General features: G+C 43.6%; 13 protein-coding genes and 1 tRNA gene. 11 read left to right on the forward strand and 3 right to left on the reverse strand.

What is annotated here, in order from left to right:
* Nucleotides 1–102: 102 nt before the first annotated feature.
* From JMX75_RS04410 to JMX75_RS04430, 5 genes are all read left to right on the forward strand, one after another.
* Nucleotides 103–1,686, forward strand: coding sequence for a 3-deoxy-D-manno-octulosonic acid transferase (locus JMX75_RS04410; RefSeq protein ID WP_201531207.1), 1,584 nt, complete (start codon nucleotides 103–105; stop codon nucleotides 1,684–1,686).
* Between the two features lie 8 nt (nucleotides 1,687–1,694).
* Complete coding sequence (locus JMX75_RS04415; RefSeq protein ID WP_201531208.1) at nucleotides 1,695–2,438, forward strand: 16S rRNA (uracil(1498)-N(3))-methyltransferase; 744 nt, start codon at nucleotides 1,695–1,697, stop codon at nucleotides 2,436–2,438.
* Between the two features lie 261 nt (nucleotides 2,439–2,699).
* Entirely contained in the window at nucleotides 2,700–3,824 is a 1,125-nt protein-coding gene (locus tag JMX75_RS04420) for a Fe(3+) ABC transporter substrate-binding protein (protein ID WP_020443822.1), read from the forward strand.
* 69 nt (nucleotides 3,825–3,893) lie between these two features.
* Nucleotides 3,894–5,579: an ABC transporter permease gene (locus tag JMX75_RS04425; protein ID WP_201531210.1), complete on the forward strand. Its 1,686-nt coding sequence runs from the start codon at nucleotides 3,894–3,896 to the stop codon at nucleotides 5,577–5,579.
* A gap of 257 nt (nucleotides 5,580–5,836) precedes the next feature.
* Nucleotides 5,837–7,096 (forward strand): ABC transporter ATP-binding protein, encoded by a 1,260-nt coding sequence (locus JMX75_RS04430; protein ID WP_413786624.1) that lies wholly within the window; start codon nucleotides 5,837–5,839, stop codon nucleotides 7,094–7,096.
* A 41-nt stretch (nucleotides 7,097–7,137) separates the two neighbouring features.
* Here the strand turns inward: JMX75_RS04430 and JMX75_RS04435 are convergent, their stop codons facing one another.
* A complete protein-coding gene (locus JMX75_RS04435; protein WP_201531212.1) occupies nucleotides 7,138–8,034 on the reverse strand; it encodes a methyltransferase domain-containing protein in 897 nt (298 codons plus the stop codon).
* 507 nt (nucleotides 8,035–8,541) lie between these two features.
* Here JMX75_RS04435 and gyrA point away from each other — a divergent pair.
* From gyrA to JMX75_RS04460, 5 genes are all read left to right on the forward strand, one after another.
* Nucleotides 8,542–11,331: a DNA gyrase subunit A gene (gene gyrA, locus JMX75_RS04440; RefSeq protein WP_201531213.1), complete on the forward strand. Its 2,790-nt coding sequence runs from the start codon at nucleotides 8,542–8,544 to the stop codon at nucleotides 11,329–11,331.
* 111 nt (nucleotides 11,332–11,442) lie between these two features.
* Entirely contained in the window at nucleotides 11,443–12,513 is a 1,071-nt protein-coding gene (rarD, locus tag JMX75_RS04445; RefSeq protein ID WP_201531214.1) for an EamA family transporter RarD, read from the forward strand.
* A gap of 224 nt (nucleotides 12,514–12,737) precedes the next feature.
* Nucleotides 12,738–13,406: a glutathione S-transferase gene (locus JMX75_RS04450; RefSeq protein WP_201531215.1), complete on the forward strand. Its 669-nt coding sequence runs from the start codon at nucleotides 12,738–12,740 to the stop codon at nucleotides 13,404–13,406.
* Between the two features lie 87 nt (nucleotides 13,407–13,493).
* Nucleotides 13,494–13,754: a hypothetical protein gene (locus JMX75_RS04455; protein WP_201531216.1), complete on the forward strand. Its 261-nt coding sequence runs from the start codon at nucleotides 13,494–13,496 to the stop codon at nucleotides 13,752–13,754.
* Nucleotides 13,755–13,786: 32 nt separating this feature from the next.
* Nucleotides 13,787–14,908, forward strand: coding sequence for a ribonuclease Z (locus tag JMX75_RS04460; protein WP_201531217.1), 1,122 nt, complete (start codon nucleotides 13,787–13,789; stop codon nucleotides 14,906–14,908).
* A 9-nt stretch (nucleotides 14,909–14,917) separates the two neighbouring features.
* On the opposite strand, the gene JMX75_RS04465 is transcribed toward JMX75_RS04460, so the two are convergent.
* Nucleotides 14,918–15,892 carry an ATP-binding protein gene (locus tag JMX75_RS04465; protein ID WP_201531218.1) on the reverse strand — a complete coding sequence of 325 codons (975 nt, stop codon included), beginning with the start codon at nucleotides 15,890–15,892 and terminating at the stop codon, nucleotides 14,918–14,920.
* Nucleotides 15,893–15,961: 69 nt separating this feature from the next.
* Between JMX75_RS04465 and JMX75_RS04470 the strand changes: the two genes are divergently transcribed.
* Nucleotides 15,962–16,999: a serine/threonine-protein kinase gene (locus JMX75_RS04470; protein WP_227673021.1), complete on the forward strand. Its 1,038-nt coding sequence runs from the start codon at nucleotides 15,962–15,964 to the stop codon at nucleotides 16,997–16,999.
* Between the two features lie 91 nt (nucleotides 17,000–17,090).
* On the opposite strand, the gene JMX75_RS04475 is transcribed toward JMX75_RS04470, so the two are convergent.
* A tRNA-Leu gene (locus JMX75_RS04475) sits at nucleotides 17,091–17,175 on the reverse strand.
* Between the last annotated feature and the right edge of the window lie 63 nt (nucleotides 17,176–17,238).

Consider the following 17,238-nt stretch of genomic DNA (forward strand, 5'->3'; position numbering starts at 1 on the left):
TGAATTTAAAAACGTATTGTTTGGCAATAAATTCAGGTAGAATTGGTGCGTTTTTTGTGCGCGACTCCTATTATCTGCTCCATTAATTATCTGGGCTTTTGCATGCCATCTTCTGACACCTCAAAAAATCTTTCTATTCAGGCACAGCCTCTGCAAAGCCAAGCGGTATATAATCCGCCTGTATATTATCAAGTCGGCATAAGCTTATTAAAGCCGTTATATCGCCTGCAGGTATGGCGCCGCTCGCATGCGCGGGATAATTATAAGCAAGAAGTCGAGCAGCGTTTTGGTAAGCGTTATCCTGCGCCTCCTATAGCCACAGAAACGTATCTGCCAGCTGCGGATTTAAACAGTAGCATCAATGTTAATAAGCGAAATAAAACCATCTGGTGCCACGCGGTCTCTTTGGGAGAAACCAATACCATTACGCCATTATTGGATGCACTATTGTCTCGTGGTTATCGGATATGGCTGACCAATACTACCCAGACTGGTTTTGCGCGCGGTGCCAGTCGATTTGCAGAAGACATTGCGCAAGGTCGATTGAGTCACAGTTATGTGCCAGTTGATAGTCCGGCGGTGATTGAGCGCTTTTTGATTCATGTACAACCTGTTGCTGCCTTATTTGTAGAAACAGAGCTATGGGCAAACATCTTAACCAAATTATCTGAGCATCATATGCCAAGTATCTTGGTGAATGGGCGACTGTCCGCATCCTCTTTTAAAAGCTATCAAAAAATTGGCGCAGTCAGCACCAGCATGATGAAAAATTTGAGTTTAATCATTGCGCAGGATAATGACTCCGCCAAACGCTTTCGACAATTGGGTGCGCATAGCGCCCAAATCCGTGTAGCAGGCTCGCTAAAGTGGGTCATTAATACGCCTAAATTGTCTAATGTGTCTGAGCCAGATGATGACAAGACTATCGATGTCGATATTTTAAATAGCGAGCAGACAGAGTTAGCAAAAAAAACGAGTGTGACGGCGATTGATTTGGGCGTGGTCAATCGTCCAATTTGGGTGGCAGCAAGCACTCATGGTGGTGAAGAGAATACGGTACTGTCATGGCAGCAGCAATTACTGTCAAACCCTGCATTGGCAAAAGCGCTACTTATTATCGTTCCGCGCCATCCAGAGCGTTTTGATGAAGTGGCAGCGCTGATTCAAAATTCAGGCTTGACCATGGCACGGCGCAGTGCAGCAGAAGCTATCGACATAACTACCCAAGTCTATCTGGCGGATAGCATGGGTGAGTTGATGAATTGGTATGCTCTTGCCGATGTAGCAGTGGTTGGCGGCTCATTGGTCGAGGTGGGCGGACATAATCCAGTTGAGCCGGCAAGTGTGGCGACACCGGTATTAATGGGTGTTCATACGCAATCTTGCCAAAGCGTCGTGGATAAATTAGCAAGCGTTGGGGCGTTATATCAGCCAAACAACCCTTTTTATCAGGCTATGGATAATACTGAACAAGCGAACGAAAACCAAAATTCTGCCGATGATGAGACACTCCTTTATCAACAACTAAAATATTGGCTGAGTCATTTAATGTTGGCTAAGCAAGCAGGACAAGCAGGCGTGCGGATGACCGATCAGCAGCAAGCCGTATTGAGTCGTCAATTATCGATGATAGAAAAAGTCATCGAGCAGCATGCTCTTCAAAACGTTAGCCAAGATTTAAATTAAGAGCCACTATGAACTGTATCTTATTACCGGCTGCAAGCTTCTCTAATAAATCTGCACATATCAATGCAGTGGCACAAATTGAGCATGTTAACCAAGTTCTGGGAGCGAAAGTAGGCGACACCCTAAAAATTGGGCAGTTAGAAGGCAATCTTGGCAGCGCTATCATTGCTGATATGACGCCTGAGCGTATTTTGCTAAGTGATGTCAATTTAGCAACAGTATCGCCGCCTAAACTTAACCTCACGGTAGTGTTGGCATTGCCACGCCCCAAAGTATTGCGCCGGCTGATTATGGATATGACCGCGCTTGGTGTCCACGATATTATTTTGATTAATAGCTATCGTACGCAAAAAAGCTACTGGCAAAGCCCGCTGCTGAGTCGCCTTGATGAGTTCGTATTAGAAGGTCTGCAACAAGGCGTTGATACCGTCGCGCCGCGTATCAGTTTGCAAAAACGCTTTAAGCCCTTTGTTGAAGATGAGTTGGCAAACTTAATCACCAATCGAGCTATTGTCGCTCACCCTTATGCGGAATTATCGTTTTCACAATATGTGCAAGAACAATTAGAAAGCTCTGAATCACCTCAGAAATCGATACTACCAAGCATGGTTTTTATCGGTGCAGAAGGAGGCTGGATTGATTATGAAGTTGAGCTGCTTGCAAGGCAAGGCTGCCAAGCGGTACATATCGGTGCACGAATATTGCGCACCGAAGCGGCAGTCAATGCTATTCTGGGGCAATGGCTATTGTAAGATAATAACTGGTATAAGTCTTAGTTGGAAATGCGGCAAGATTCATTACAACGGCATCAAAACCCCATTAAAAAACCACTATATACAGCATGAATTGTCGATTATTTAACTAAATAATCGGGCTAAATAAATGTATTGATAATTAATATCATTTCCATTAGTATATGCTTTCCAGACATTAGGGCCTTTTTAATCCTATCAATCCATGATTTTTAATGTCTTTTTATCCTACCTATCTGCCGCGCTATTATGGGGAAAACCATGTCATTGAATGTAATCAGTGCAAATTTATCTTCTGCTAAACTTACTTTACCAGTTGCCGTATTTGGCATGATGTTGGCGCTTGCTGGCTGTAGTAAATCATCGACGCCAGAAGAAAGTGTTGATGCCGAAACGCCAGCGCCAAGCACTGAGCAAGAAGTAGCAAAAGACAACGCGGCGAGTGCTGATGGACAGACAGTGACTATCTACTCATCACGTAATGAGCAGCTAATCAAGCCATTGTTGGATCGTTATACTGAACAGACGGGTGTGAAGGTTGAGCTGGTTACAGACAAAGATGGTCCACTGATGGCGCGTCTGCAAGCTGAAGGTCAGAATACCCCAGCCGATATGCTTTTGACAGTTGACGCAGGTAACTTGTGGCAAGCGGCTGAGCAAGGTTTACTGCAACCTGTTGCTTCTAGCGTTTTGGAAGCAAATGTACCGGCTAAGTATCGTGATCCAGAAGGTCGCTGGACAGGTTTGTCATTGCGCGCCCGTACGATTTTTTATGACCCAAGTAAAGTAAGCGCTGATCAATTATCCACTTATGCAGATTTGGCGGATCCAAAGTGGAAAGGCAAATTATGTCTACGCACCTCGAAAAAGGTTTATAACCAGTCATTGGTTGCGAGCATGATGGAGCATTTAGGCGCTGAAAAAACAGAAGCGGTCATCCGTGGTTGGGTTGCTAACTTAGCTACTGATGTTTTCAGTGATGATACCAATCTACTAGAAGCTATCGCTGCTGGTCAGTGTGAAGTGGGTATTGCCAATAGCTACTACTATGGTCGCCTGCTTGATGAAAAGCCTGATTTCCCAGTAAAAATATTTTGGGCAAACCAAGGTACGACAGGCACGCACGTTAATATCTCAGGTGCTGGCGTAGTAACGGGTTCAGACAATGCAGATGGCGCATTGAAACTGATGGAATGGTTGTCTTCTGATGACGCACAAGGTCTTTATGCTAGCGCTGATAAAGAATTCCCAGTCAAAGTTGGGATTGATGAGTCAGAGATGCTTAGATCTTGGGGTCAGTTCAAACCAGACGATATCAATGTACAGAAATTTGGTGCATTACAAACCCAAGCTATTCAAATGATGGACAAAGCAGGCTATAAATAAAAGTCTGCCAGTCATTTAATCTGTCAGTTATTTAATAGAGTTATGATGCTTATGACACGGTAACAACTTATGATAACAATGCCAGAATCGTCTGCAAGTCAGAACAATACTGTCAATGAAAGTAATGAGACAGGCAATACGAGTAAATCTATTCGCCAAGACCATGCTACCCGTAAACGTATCATCTCGAAATCAGTCTTAGGACTGATTTCGTTGTTTATGCTAGTACCGATTTTAATCGTGTTATTGTCATGGACACAGCCCGTCGCTGATATTTGGGGGCATATGCGTGAGTACGTATTGCCGCAAGTCCTCAAAAATACGGCTATTTTACTATTAATGGTCACAGTAATTTCTGGCACGATTGGCACGGCATTGGCATGGCTTACGAGTATGTACCGCTTCCCTGGACAGCGGTTTTTTTCGTGGGCGCTGATGTTGCCGCTTGCTATGCCAGCTTATGTCTTAGCATTTGTCACAGTTGGTATCGTTGATTTTAGTGGACCATTACAAACCGCATTAAGAGATTTTGGGGTTACGACTGCCATTCCGTCGGTACGTAACGTCTGGGGTGCAGGGCTGATCTTGTCATTGGCTTTTTATCCTTATGTTTATTTGCTGGCGCGCCAAGCCTTTTTATCTCAAGGTAGGCGAGCTATTGAAGCTGGGCAGATGCTTGGCTTAAGTCGTGGTCGAGTGTTTTTTCGGTTGGCATTACCGCAAGCATTACCTTGGGTCATCGGTGGTTTGCTACTGGCAAGTATGGAGACGCTAGCAGACTTTGGCGCGGTGTCAGTATTCAATGTTGATACCTTTACTACTGCCATTTATAAAGCTTGGTTTGGGTTTTTTAGCTTGACGACAGCGGCACAGTTGGCAGCACTATTAATTGGTGTGGTCTTCATCGTTGTCTTGTTTGAACAATATTGGCAAGCAAAACGCGGTAATATTATTACCCAAGGTAGTAGCCAACGTTTTGAAGTCAGTAAACCAGCTAAGCTTGCTATGACGCTGCTTTGTACGCTGGTATTTTTGATCGCGTTTTTGATCCCGTTTGCACAGCTTATCTATTGGACAGCGGCAAATTTTCAGCAAGATTTTGATGCCCGCTATATTGATTTTGTTACCAACAGCCTCATGATTGCTAGTATTACCACTGCGTTTATTGCGGTCTTAGCGATTATGATTGCGTGGATTAAGCGTCAATATCCGGACAAATCTACTAAGCTTATGACTACTTTAGCCAATTTGGGCTATGTGGTGCCGGGTACGGTATTAGCGGTCGGGATCTTTATTCCGATTGCGTGGCTGGATAATCAGCTGATTGCTTATGGCATAACCTCCACGCAGTTTTTATCTGGGAGTGTGATCGTGATGCTGCTGGCTCTATCGACCCGTTTTATGACGGTCAGTTTTCAGCCGGTAGACCGTCAGCTTCAGCGCTTGACCGTCAATCAAGAAGCAGCTGCTAAGTTGCTTAGCGATAGTCCTTTTCAGCGCTGGCGACAAGTGATGTTGCCCGTATTGAGCCCAGGGGTATTAACGGGTTTGTTGATGGGTTTTGTCGAAGTGATGAAAGAGATGCCGATTACTTTGATGACGCGGCGTCAAGGTTGGGATACGCTGGCCGTCCGGGTATTTGAGATGACCAGTGAAGGCATGTGGGGTCGCGCTGCATTGCCAAGTTTGTTGATTGTATTGGTCGGTCTTATTCCTGTTTGGATATTACTGCGTCAAAGCGATAAGCAGGGTTAACGTATTTTTTAATTAAAATATTGTGCTTAAATGATCAACGGATTCTAATTGGTGCTTCTCACGTTATTCACACTTTTAAAGTTTCATGTTTTTAACGTCTAATATTTTGAATGTTGTGACGCTGGATTTTCTTCACTAATAGCTTATTGGTACTGTCTATGTATACTGACTTGATGAACGATTCAATAAATCCAGCAGACTCTGATTCTGTAGAGCCTCAGAGTAAAGCACGACAAAGTAACGTGAAAAAGCCACCTATGACTATCATAACCAAAGCGCAAATGGCTCAAGCTGTAGCGGAAAGAGAATTACGACAAGGTGTTGCTAGTTTAGATAGCACTTTCGTTCAGCACCATGATACTACCGGCATTCAGCCGTATTTTAGTGTACAAGATTTGGTGGTTGGCTATGACGACACCATAGTGGTCAATGGTTTGTCACTGAACCTACAGCAAGGTGAAATTGGTTGTTTTTTAGGTTATAGCGGCTGTGGTAAGACCACGGCATTAAGAGCGATTGCAGGGTTAGAAGAGAGTCGTAGCGGCAAAATCACGCTTAACAATCAGCGGCTGACAGAGCAAGCAGCGCGACTCTCATTTGCTGTTGCGCCTGCCAAGCGCGGCATGGGGATGGTATTTCAAGACTATGCGCTATTTGGTCATTTAAGCGTGGCAAAAAATATCGGCTTTGGTCTCAATAAATGGTCTGCTGCCGACAAAAAAGCCCGTGTTGCTGAGATGCTAGCGCTGGTAGAATTGTCTGAACATGCCGATAAACGCCCAAGCGAGCTCTCAGGTGGACAGCAGCAGCGGGTGGCATTGGCTCGTGCATTGGCTCCAAAGCCTAAGTTATTACTGCTCGATGAGCCGTTTTCGAACTTGGATGTGGTATTGCGTGAGTCACTGGCCATGAATGTTCGTGATATCCTCAAACGTACCAATACCACTGCTATTTTGGTCACTCATGATCAAAATGAAGCGTTTGCGCTCGCTGATAAAGTCGGGGTCATGCATAAAGGTAAGCTAGTACAGTGGGCAACCCCAAGTGAGCTATATCATGAACCGGTCAGCCCGTTTGTCGCTGAGTTCGTCGGTGAAGGCGCGATGATAGACGGCATCATCAAAGAAGGTCATGTTGAGACGGCGCTTGGTGATATTTATCGACGGATGGAAGTCTACGATGCGTCCGGTCAGCCGCAGTATTGTGAATACGACTATCCGAATGGTACGCCGATTAAGGTATTGGTGCGTCCCGATGACATTATCCATGATGATGACAGTACGCAGACTGCCTTAGTGGTTGGTCGGGTATTTCGCGGTGCCAATTATCTCTATCGCTTGCAACTGGATGATGGTCAAACGGTATTATCATTGGTCGCCAGTCATCATAATCATGAAGTCGGCACCCAAATCGGTATCTTGCCTATACTCGAGCATGTGGTGGTATTTGATGAAAAAGACATCAACGCCACCACGTGGTCGGAGTACGATAGGTCAGAGCGGTTTGAGGACATATGATAGCGTTTATTAAGTTGTCTTTACCGAAAGGACGCACGATATTAAAGTTGTAAAGAGACACGCGTCGCTAGTAGATGTAAGTAGCGCCCAAGCCACTTATAGGGATCCAGTTGCGAGTAACGTAACTCCATACGTATGACCGCTTCAGGATCGTTATGCCCACCACGTTTTAGTGGCGAATAATCGTGGAATACGCGCAGTCCGCTGGCGATCAGAGTCTGATACTCATGCGCCTGTAGCCAAGCTTCAACCTCTTCCTTTGCAACCGGATGATTGGGCGTTAGGCTCTTTTTATTGTCGGCTTTATATTCAGTGTTATCTAATAAGTTAAAATTACCCATTATCAAGTTACGATAATCAAAACTCGCTGGATTATAAAAGCACAGCGATAATGCTCCATTATCGGATAATTGCTGGTCAAAAAAGTCCATTACCGCGGCAGGCTCTGCCAACCATTCAAGTAGCGCATGACACATGATTAAATCAAATTTCTCCGTCTTGTCAGCCAGCTTTTCTTCAAGCTCTTGATAGGGGCATACATACCACGTAATATTCAATTTTTCATCTTTTGCACTACTTTGTGCAGCGCGCTCTTGGGCCTTCTCTAACATATTGGCTGAGATATCATTGATGACCAGTGTATGTCCTTGAGTCGCAAGCTCAATCGCAATTTGCGCAAGCCCTGCGCCTACATCCAAAATACGTAAAGGTCGCCCAAGAGTGCTGCTCATCTGCGCGCAGTATTCAAAAAGATCACGGCGCAATACTGCTAATCGAATGTCTCCCTTTAAGCCACCATAGACCTTTTTCTCAAAATGATCGGCAATCGCATCAAAGCTGCGGTCAGTACGCACATCTTCTTTTAACGCTTGTACTGTCACATTTTCTGTAGAGTCTACCGCATCGCTATTATTAATATATTGAGGATTGGTTGGCATAAAGAGTTGTCTATATCGGAGGATGTATGGTGGCGTATCGTACAATAAAGCAGGGCGCTAATCTAGCGTTGACGTCTTTTTAGGATTGTTTTTAAATTGCATTAACACCCAACTCTGATGACGCGCTATTTGAAAAAAGTGGGCGTTAAATGGTATTGCTAAAAAACGGTCTTTATATATATCAATGGCAAAATTAGCCAGTGATATCAATGCTGTTGGGAAAGGTTTTTGAATCATGGTAATTGATGCAAAAAGTAGCAATTACTGAACTGTTTTGCTTGATTTTAATAGCACCTAGAACCCCCTAAATCAACAAATTTGTGCTAAAATAGCTTCTTTTATTCAACATTAAAACTATCGCTAATTCTCTATAGATTTGAATGATTGCTAAGCCTTTTTTGATGGTCACTGTATTTATTATATAACGGCGCTTTGGTGCCGTTATTGTTGCCCATTATGGCTTAGATATGCCAATGCTAGAGAGTAGATGTGAGTGAGGGAGTGTATATGAGCGAATCGGTCAGTCCTATTGCCATTGTGGACGAATTAAAGCAGTCCTATTTGGATTATGCGATGAGCGTGATCGTCTCGCGCGCGCTGCCTGATGTGCGTGATGGGTTCAAACCAGTACACCGCCGTGTGATGTATGCGATGCATGTATTGTCTAATGACTATAACAAAGCCTACAAGAAATCTGCACGTGTGGTCGGCGATGTCATTGGTAAGTATCACCCACATGGCGATAGTGCCGTCTATGATGCCATCGTACGTATGGCACAGGATTTTAGCTTGCGTTACCCGATGGTTGATGGTCAAGGTAACTTTGGCTCAATTGATGATGATCCTCCGGCAGCGATGCGTTATACCGAAGTGCGTATGACCAAGTTGACCCACCAAATGCTTGCTGACTTGGATAAAGATACCGTTGATTGGGAAGACAACTACGATGGCTCTGAGCGTATGCCAAGCGTCTTGCCTGCGCGTATTCCTAACTTATTGATTAACGGTGCAACCGGTATTGCAGTTGGTATGGCGACCAATATGGCGCCGCACAATCTAACTGAAGTGATTAACGCTTGCTTAGCTTATGCTGAAAATCCGCAAATATCTGCCGAAGAGTTGATGTCGCATATCTCAGGTCCTGACTTCCCAACGGGCGGTATTATCTATGGTCGTGCGGGTATTTTAGATGCTTATCGTACTGGTAAAGGTCGCTTGCATGTACGTGGTCGATATATTATTGAGCCGATGAGTGAGACGGGTGTCAACCGTGACCGTGAGCGTATTGTTTTCACCGAAGTGCCTTATCAAACCAATAAAGCCAAGCTGATTGAGCGTATTGCAGAACTTGTGCGTGACAAAAAAATCGAAGGTATTACCGAGATTCGTGATGAGTCTGATAAAGACGGCATGCGTATCGCTATTGATTTACGTCGTGGCGAAACAGCGGAAGTGATCGTTAACAACTTGTTCCTGCAAACGCCGCTAGAATCGAGCTTTAGTATCAATATGGTGGCGCTTGACAATGGTCAACCGAAGCTATTGACCTTACGCCAGCTGATTGCAGCATTTGTACGCCATCGCCAAGAAGTGGTAACGCGCCGTACCATTTTTGAGCTCAATAAAGCCCGTGTCCGTGGTCATTTGCTTGAAGGATTGACCGTTGCACTAGCGAACATTGATGAGATTATTGCGACAATTAAAGCCTCTGCAAACCGCGGCTTGGCTCGTGAAAACTTACTCAGTAATATCTGGGGTTCAGGCAGTGTTGTAGCGATGCTAACCGCTGCAGGCAGCCAGTCGGTACGTCCTGACTTTATCGAAGGCGAAGATCCAAAAGCGCCGTTTGGTCTGATTAATAATCAAGAAAGCTATCGCTTATCGCTTGAGCAAGTAAATGCGATTTTAGACATGCAGCTGCATCGCCTAACTGGTCTTGAGCAAGATAAATTAACCGAAGAATACCAAGACTTGTTGCGTGAAATTGCCCATTTAGAATCTATTCTTGGTGATTTTGATAAGCTAATGACCATTATCTCAAACGAGATGATTGAAATCCGTGATAATTTTGGTGATGAGCGTCGCACCGATATTATTGATTCGCGTATGGACTTTAACCGTGAAGACTTGATCCCAGAGCAAACGGTTGTGATGACGGTATCACGTACTGGTTATGCGAAAACGCAGCCCATTGATGATTATGTCGCGCAAAAACGTGGCGGTAAAGGCAAATCAGCGACGGCGATGAAAGAGGACGATGTGATTGATCACTTAGTTGTGACTTCAACGCATGCAACCGTACTGTGCTTTACTGATACAGGTCGCGTCTTTAGTTTACGTGGTTTTGAAGTGCCTATCGCCAGCCGCGGTGCCCGTGGACGTCCATTAGTGAATTTGATTGGCTTAAATGCTGATGAAACGGTCACAACGATATTGCCTATTCCAAAAATAGTAGAAGAGTTATCGGTCAAAGGCGAAACATCAGCAGATGCTCCAGTAGATAATGATGATGATCTATTAGACGACAGCACGCAAGCAGAGCCGCCTTTTGTATTCTTTGCAACGGCAAATGGTACGGTAAAACGGGTAGAGCTGAAACAGTTTGCCAATATTCGCTCGAACGGTTTGATTGCGGTTGGCTTGGAAGAAGGCGATAAATTGGTGAGTGCTCGTATCACCAATGGTGGCCAAGAAGTCATGCTATTTGCGTCAAGTGGTAAAGCGATTCGCTTTAATGAGACTGATGCTCGTGCGATGGGTCGTACGGCAAAAGGCGTCCGTGGTATGCGTCTGGCTACTGATGAGTTTATCAAATCATTGGTTGTTATCGAAGATGATGTCCGCGAGATTCTGATTGCTTGTGAAAATGGCTTTGGTAAACGTACCTTTATCGATGAGTTCAACACCCAAAATCGTGGCGGTGGCGGTGTTATCGCTATTAAAACTAGCACGCGTAATGGTGCGCTGGTTCGTGCTACCAAGGTGGACTCTACAGACGATATTATTTTAATCTCAGACAAAGGTACTTTAGTACGTACCCCAGTTGAGCATGTAGCAAGCTCTGGTCGTAATACCCAAGGTGTCACGCTGATTCGTTTATCAAAAGATGAAAAACTGGTTGCTATGGCGCGTGTTGAGCACGAAGAGGGTAACAATGAGCTGATTGATGCAATGAGAGAAGATGGAACGTTTGAAGTAAAAGGTCAAGAACAGATGGATGTTGATGCGGCGAATAGTGATGCTACAGAGACAGACTTTGATGATACTAGTCATACAGAAACTGAGACTGATGAATAACGCTTTTATTAGTTAGCTTTTTGGTCTATTCTTTTATTACCTTTTATAAAAAAAGCCTCTGACGTTATCGTTGGAGGCTTTGTTTTTTTTCTGTTTTTTAAGGCTGTTGTTATGCTTACGACCAATCAGACCGTTCAGGGAACTTTGGCTTCAGTATCATCAAGTTTTTTGTTTTCTTTGATGTTTCTATTTGGGCTATTTATGCTGCCATTAACGGGTACGCAGGTGGCTTCGTGGCGTGTATTGATGATGCTCCTGAGCCTAGTGCTATTGGTCAGTCTTACAAAACAGTGGCAGCATGTATTTGATTATCTCAAAACACTAAAGACGCCAAAAGAGTGGATTATTTTTGTACTGCCAACCCCAATTTTAGGTGGGCAGATTTGGCTGTTTATGTGGGGACCGGTCAATGGCTTTGGTCTTGATGTGACCTTGGGCTATTTTTTATTGCCGTTGGTCATGATTGTGATTGGGCGTTTTTTCTATCATGAGCATATGAGTGTTTTGCAATGGTTAGCAGCGATATGTGCTGCGCTCGGTATCGGCTATGATATATTGCAATATGGCAGTATATCTTGGGTAACCGCATTTGCATGCTTGGGTTATCCGCCTTATTATTTGCTACGTCGTAAGCTTGCTGTGCCGCCTATTACAGGTCTGTTATCAGATTTGACGTTACTGACGCCAGTGGTGCTAATTATGCTTTATAGCAGCGGCGGCTTTAGTGTAGCGGCGCAAAATACCAAATTTTGGTACATATTGCCCCTGCTAGGCGCTTTTAGTGCGCTTGCCATGTCTCTAACTATGGTTGCTAGTAGTAAGCTGCCAGTGTCGTTATTTGGAGCGCTCAGCTACATAGAGCCTATGCTGCTATTTGTATTATCTATTACTGTGTTAAATCAAAGTCTGGATGAAGGAGGCTCGTTATTCATGTATGGCATGATTACACTGGCATTGTTTATTATGATTGCTGATAGCATGAAAGGCTTTCTTATCCGACGCCGTGACAATCATTTGCATGGTTACCGAGAGCCGCAAATTGGGAGTTTTCCACCGCGTCGCCGTTTTATCGACCATCGTATAGAAGGGGTATTAAAGGCGCACCGTTTTCGTAAAATCAGGAAATACCAACAGCGAATAGATAAAATCACGCGTAAAATCCAAGCGTTAGATTCAAAGTAGTTATTGATGTAATGATAAGTAGTGTGGCCCGATAAAAGTGGTTTGATAAGTCAAGCTACATAGTAAAGCTATAATAAAAACAGTAAGTGAGTTATTATCAAGCATTATTATTGACTTAAATCGGGTTGTTTGATTTATTAAACTCCTTTATTTAAACAGAATATTGAAGAATTGACTTATAAAATCTGCTATTGAATACTAAAAACTTATTATAAGGATGGTTTATGCTACACCTTCATCACTTGGCAAACTCACGCTCATTTCGTATCTTATGGCTATTAGAAGAGCTGAATGCCGACTACCAACTGACCTGCTACCAGCGTAACAAAGCGTACCGTGCCCCTGACAGTTTAAAGCAAATACACCCGCTCGGTCATGCACCGATGCTAGAGGTCGATGGTCGTGTGCTGATTGAGTCAGGCTTTATCATCGAGTATCTATTAAAGCACTATGATAAAGAAAAGCAGTTTAAGCCTGCTGATGATAATGAAGCGGCGTGGGAGGCCTATACGCTTTGGCTACACTTTGCCGAAGCATCAGTGATGCCACCGTTGGTCATGCGTTTGGTATTTACTAAAGTGGTTGAGCAGTCGCCGATGCTGATTAAACCTGTGAGTAAAAGCATCAAAAAGCAAGTCGAAAAAAGCATGATAAGCAAAAGCTTGACTGCCATACTCGATATGATGGAGCAGCATTTACAAGACAACCATTGGTTTGCCGGAGCAGAATTTAGCGCCGCTGATATTCAGATGCATCTGGCTGTGGTCGGTGCCAATGCAGGCGCAGGTTTAGACAGTAGTAAATATACCAATATCTTAACTTGGCTTAAGCGTTGTGAAGAACGTGATGCCTTTAAGCGTGCAGAAGAAAAGGGCGGTCGTCTACGGTTTTAAGTGCGACGCTTATTATTAATTATTGATTTAATATAACAATAAAGGGCTTTGTTTATTTATAGACAAACCCTTTTTTTAGGATGAAAAATGACAGATTTGAATAAGTCGAATAATACCGACCATACCAACAGTGCTAATGAACAACTACTTAATGAGTTTGATAATAATGTGAATAGTCAGCAAGTTTCTATTAAAGCATGGTCACAAAAACTGTTGGTAGTGATTCTATGCATTGCCAGCTTCTATGGTGGCTGGAAGTCGTATGAATCCAATATGGTCAATGAATGTACGGCAAATGGTGGACAGATGATTGAAGGCAAAAAAACCATGATATGTCAGTTGTCATAATGGCTCGTAATGATAACCAGGAGAGATAAGCGATGCTAAAACTCACTTTTTTGGGTACCGCAGCAGGTGTGCCAACCAAGCAACGTAATGTAACGGCGCTTGCCATCGAGTGCCTCAACCCTTATAGCTCAGGGACAAATCAACGGCAAAACAAGAAATCACGGCCGTGGTTATTGATTGATTGCGGTGAAGGTACGCAGCATCAGCTTTTACATACCAAGTTATCTTTACATCAGTTACAAGCGATTTGCATTACTCATGTGCATGGCGACCATTGCTATGGTTTGCCGGGGTTGTTAGCGAGTGCGGCAATGTCAGGACGTACTGCGCCGCTGATACTGCTTGCACCAAAAGCGATTGCCACACTGCTTGATGCTCTTATTTTGACTACCGAATTGCACTTTCCATTTCCTATTAACTTTATGGCGATAGAAGATTTGCTATCTGAGCAAGATAGTAAAAATAAAGCTCAGGTAACTATCCGCTTTGACAATCAACATCAGCTTGAGATTGGTATCACGCCGTTATCGCATCGCGTTCCCTCTTATGGCTTTGGTATCACCCAGACGATAAGTCGTCTCCACCTTGATAAGAACAAGCTGATAGCAGATAATATTCCAGCCAGCGCGCTGTGGAGCAGACTGCAACAGGGCGAAGACGTTATAACCGAAGACGGTCGCAAGCTTCGTTCAACAGATTATGTCGATAATGAGAGTCAGCATACAAGGGTAGTGGTGGCTGGAGATAACGATACGCCAGAGTGTCTTAACAATGCTATAGTCGATACGGATTTACTCGTTCATGAAGCTACATATACTCATGAAGTATTAAATAAGATTCAGGCAAAAAATCCAGATTTTGATCCAATGCATAGTAGCGCGCAGTTATTGGGTCGATTTGCCCAAAACAATGGGCTTAAGAACTTAATTCTCACTCATTTTAGCGCCCGTTATCAGAGCTTTGATAATCCAAATAGCAGTACGCCAAATATGGCGCATATTCGATTGGATACCGAAAGTGTTTACCAAGGTAATCTATGGCTGGCAGCAGATTTTGACCAATATCTGGTGAATGGAACAGCGGAAGAAGTGGGTGATAATATAGGCAGTCGCGTACAGTATTTAGGCTCTGCACGCGACCATAAAAATACATGATATGAGTTTTTAAGACTGACTGTCTTCAGCTGCCAATTGGGTCTGTCCTATCCAATAACGACTGAACTGATACGCCACTCGACCAGAGCGTCCACCGCGTTCTGATGCCCAGCGTAATGCGGCTGATCTGATATGGGTGGGTAACTCATCAATGCTGTCTGCACCTTTATTTGCTGCATCACCGTACATGTCATCATGACTAGTTTTAGCATCAGTTTTTTGCTGAATAGATAAATAATGATGCACAATGTATAAATACGTGTTTTGATCCATTGGATGAAAGGACAGCCATAAACCAAAACGGTCAGATAAAGACACCGTCTCATCAATGGTCTCATAAGGGTTAACCTCATCGGTTTGACCATTATAAATATTAACATTGTCTTTCATGAGCTGCGGTAGTAGATGGCGGCGGTTACTGGTTGCATAAACCAATAATTTGTCTTGCTCTGAATCCAGCGAGCCGTCTAACACACTTTTTAAGGTGCGGTAGCTTTCATCTTGACCATTAAATGCCAAGTCATCACAGTACACCACATAGCGACATTTGCAGTCAGCTGGTAAGGCTTTAATCGCTGCCCGTATTTTATCAAGCATCCGTAAGTCGTCTCGGGCAATTTCGATAATGCGCAGACCTTCATCATGATAGGCTTGAAGCAATGCTCGAATCAGCGATGATTTACCAGCGCCGCGTGTCCCTGTCATTAAGACATGATTGGCAGGATAGCCTTTGAGGAATTGACGCGTGTTCTGTACCAGCTTTGATTTTTGCGTGTCGATACCATGTAAGTCATCTAAATTTAAAGACAAATTAACTGCCAACGGCTCTAAATGTCCAGTCTGCCCACCGACCCAGCGATAAGCCAGCTGCGCAGGATCAATCTCAATAGTTGGCGTGACCTGCTCTTGCAGATACTGACTGAGCAGATCTAATAAATGGTCTGGCAGAGCATAATTCATAACGGGCTTAGTAGATTGGGGCATAATAATCAGTCGCTTATAAAAATTACAATGACGTTTGGCTTACTAGATATATAAAGGCATCACTTTACCATGAAAAATAGTGCCAGTATTCCTCGTGTAGTACAAGCAGATGCAAAACAAGCGTTACGAGTGCAAGCGCAGCAAATCCTGCCAGTATTAACGGCATTCTTTTTCAGCCTAAATTATAGCGAGATCTCGCATCAACGACTCAGTCAGCAACATAATGGTAGTGAATTTGATTATCAAGGTTTAACGCGTGCCCAACACTCGCAGTTTGGGCGCGTAATGATTAAATGGCAGTTATATGCTAATGCTCATCAAGACCTGTCTGATTTGATCTATGAAGCTGACGTCCTAACATCTATAAACAACTTATCAAATAATCAAAATAATCTTCAAAATAGCCTTTCCGCTATCGTACCACCACTATTGTTTTATGAAAATATTACTTCGAAAATATTAGCGCAGTTGCAACAGCTGACTATCCTTGTCCTGCCTTATTATCCAAATGGCAGCTTGGCAAATCAGCTGAGCGCTCAAAAGCATTTATTATTAACACATGCACAAAAGAATCAATTTATCCTACAATCTGCCAATCTTATTTACCATTTACATAATATCGGCTGGCTACATAATGATATTAAGCCCAGTAATATTTTGCTAGAAGGTTTTTTGCCAAATAATGCGGATAATAGCCGTATCACGTTTGATTTATTATTGACGGATTTTGCTTTAGCGCGCACTCTTTGTCAGCCCAGTGTAGCAAATATTGCTGGCACGCCTGCCTATCTTGCTCCTGAGCGTTGGCAAGGGTATGGCTCAACGGTTCAAAGCGATATATACGCTTTTGGGATTATGTTGTATGAGATATTAGTCGGCGAGCGACCATTTGCCATTGATGCTCAAAGTAGTGATCCAATGATTGATTGGGCGACACAACATTGCCAACAGTCTGTTCCGACCTTGCCATTAGAATATAGTCGCTATCAGGATGTTATTGATAAGGCATTGGCGAAGCAGATAGAGAAAAGGTATCAGAGTATGAATGAGATGCTTTTAGATTTAGAAAGTATGGAATATGGCAAGGTAACCGAACTCAATAACTAAGGTTGAAAGGATAAATCTAGTAAATCCCAGACACAAAAAAACCTGCTAAAAGCAGGCTTTAATATTTGGTCTAAGATGTACTATCCGAAAATGGTGGGGCTGGAGAGACTCGAACTCTCACACCTTACGGCGCCAGAACCTAAATCTGGTGCGTCTACCAATTCCGCCACAGCCCCATTTTCGTTACCTTATCATCTTTGGTGTTGATATTCAAACCCCATCGAGATAAATAACTGATT

It is taken from the genome of Psychrobacter sp. LFX-11D (assembly GCF_904846475.1).
GTDB classification, from domain to species: Bacteria; Pseudomonadota; Gammaproteobacteria; order Pseudomonadales; family Moraxellaceae; genus Psychrobacter; species Psychrobacter cryohalolentis.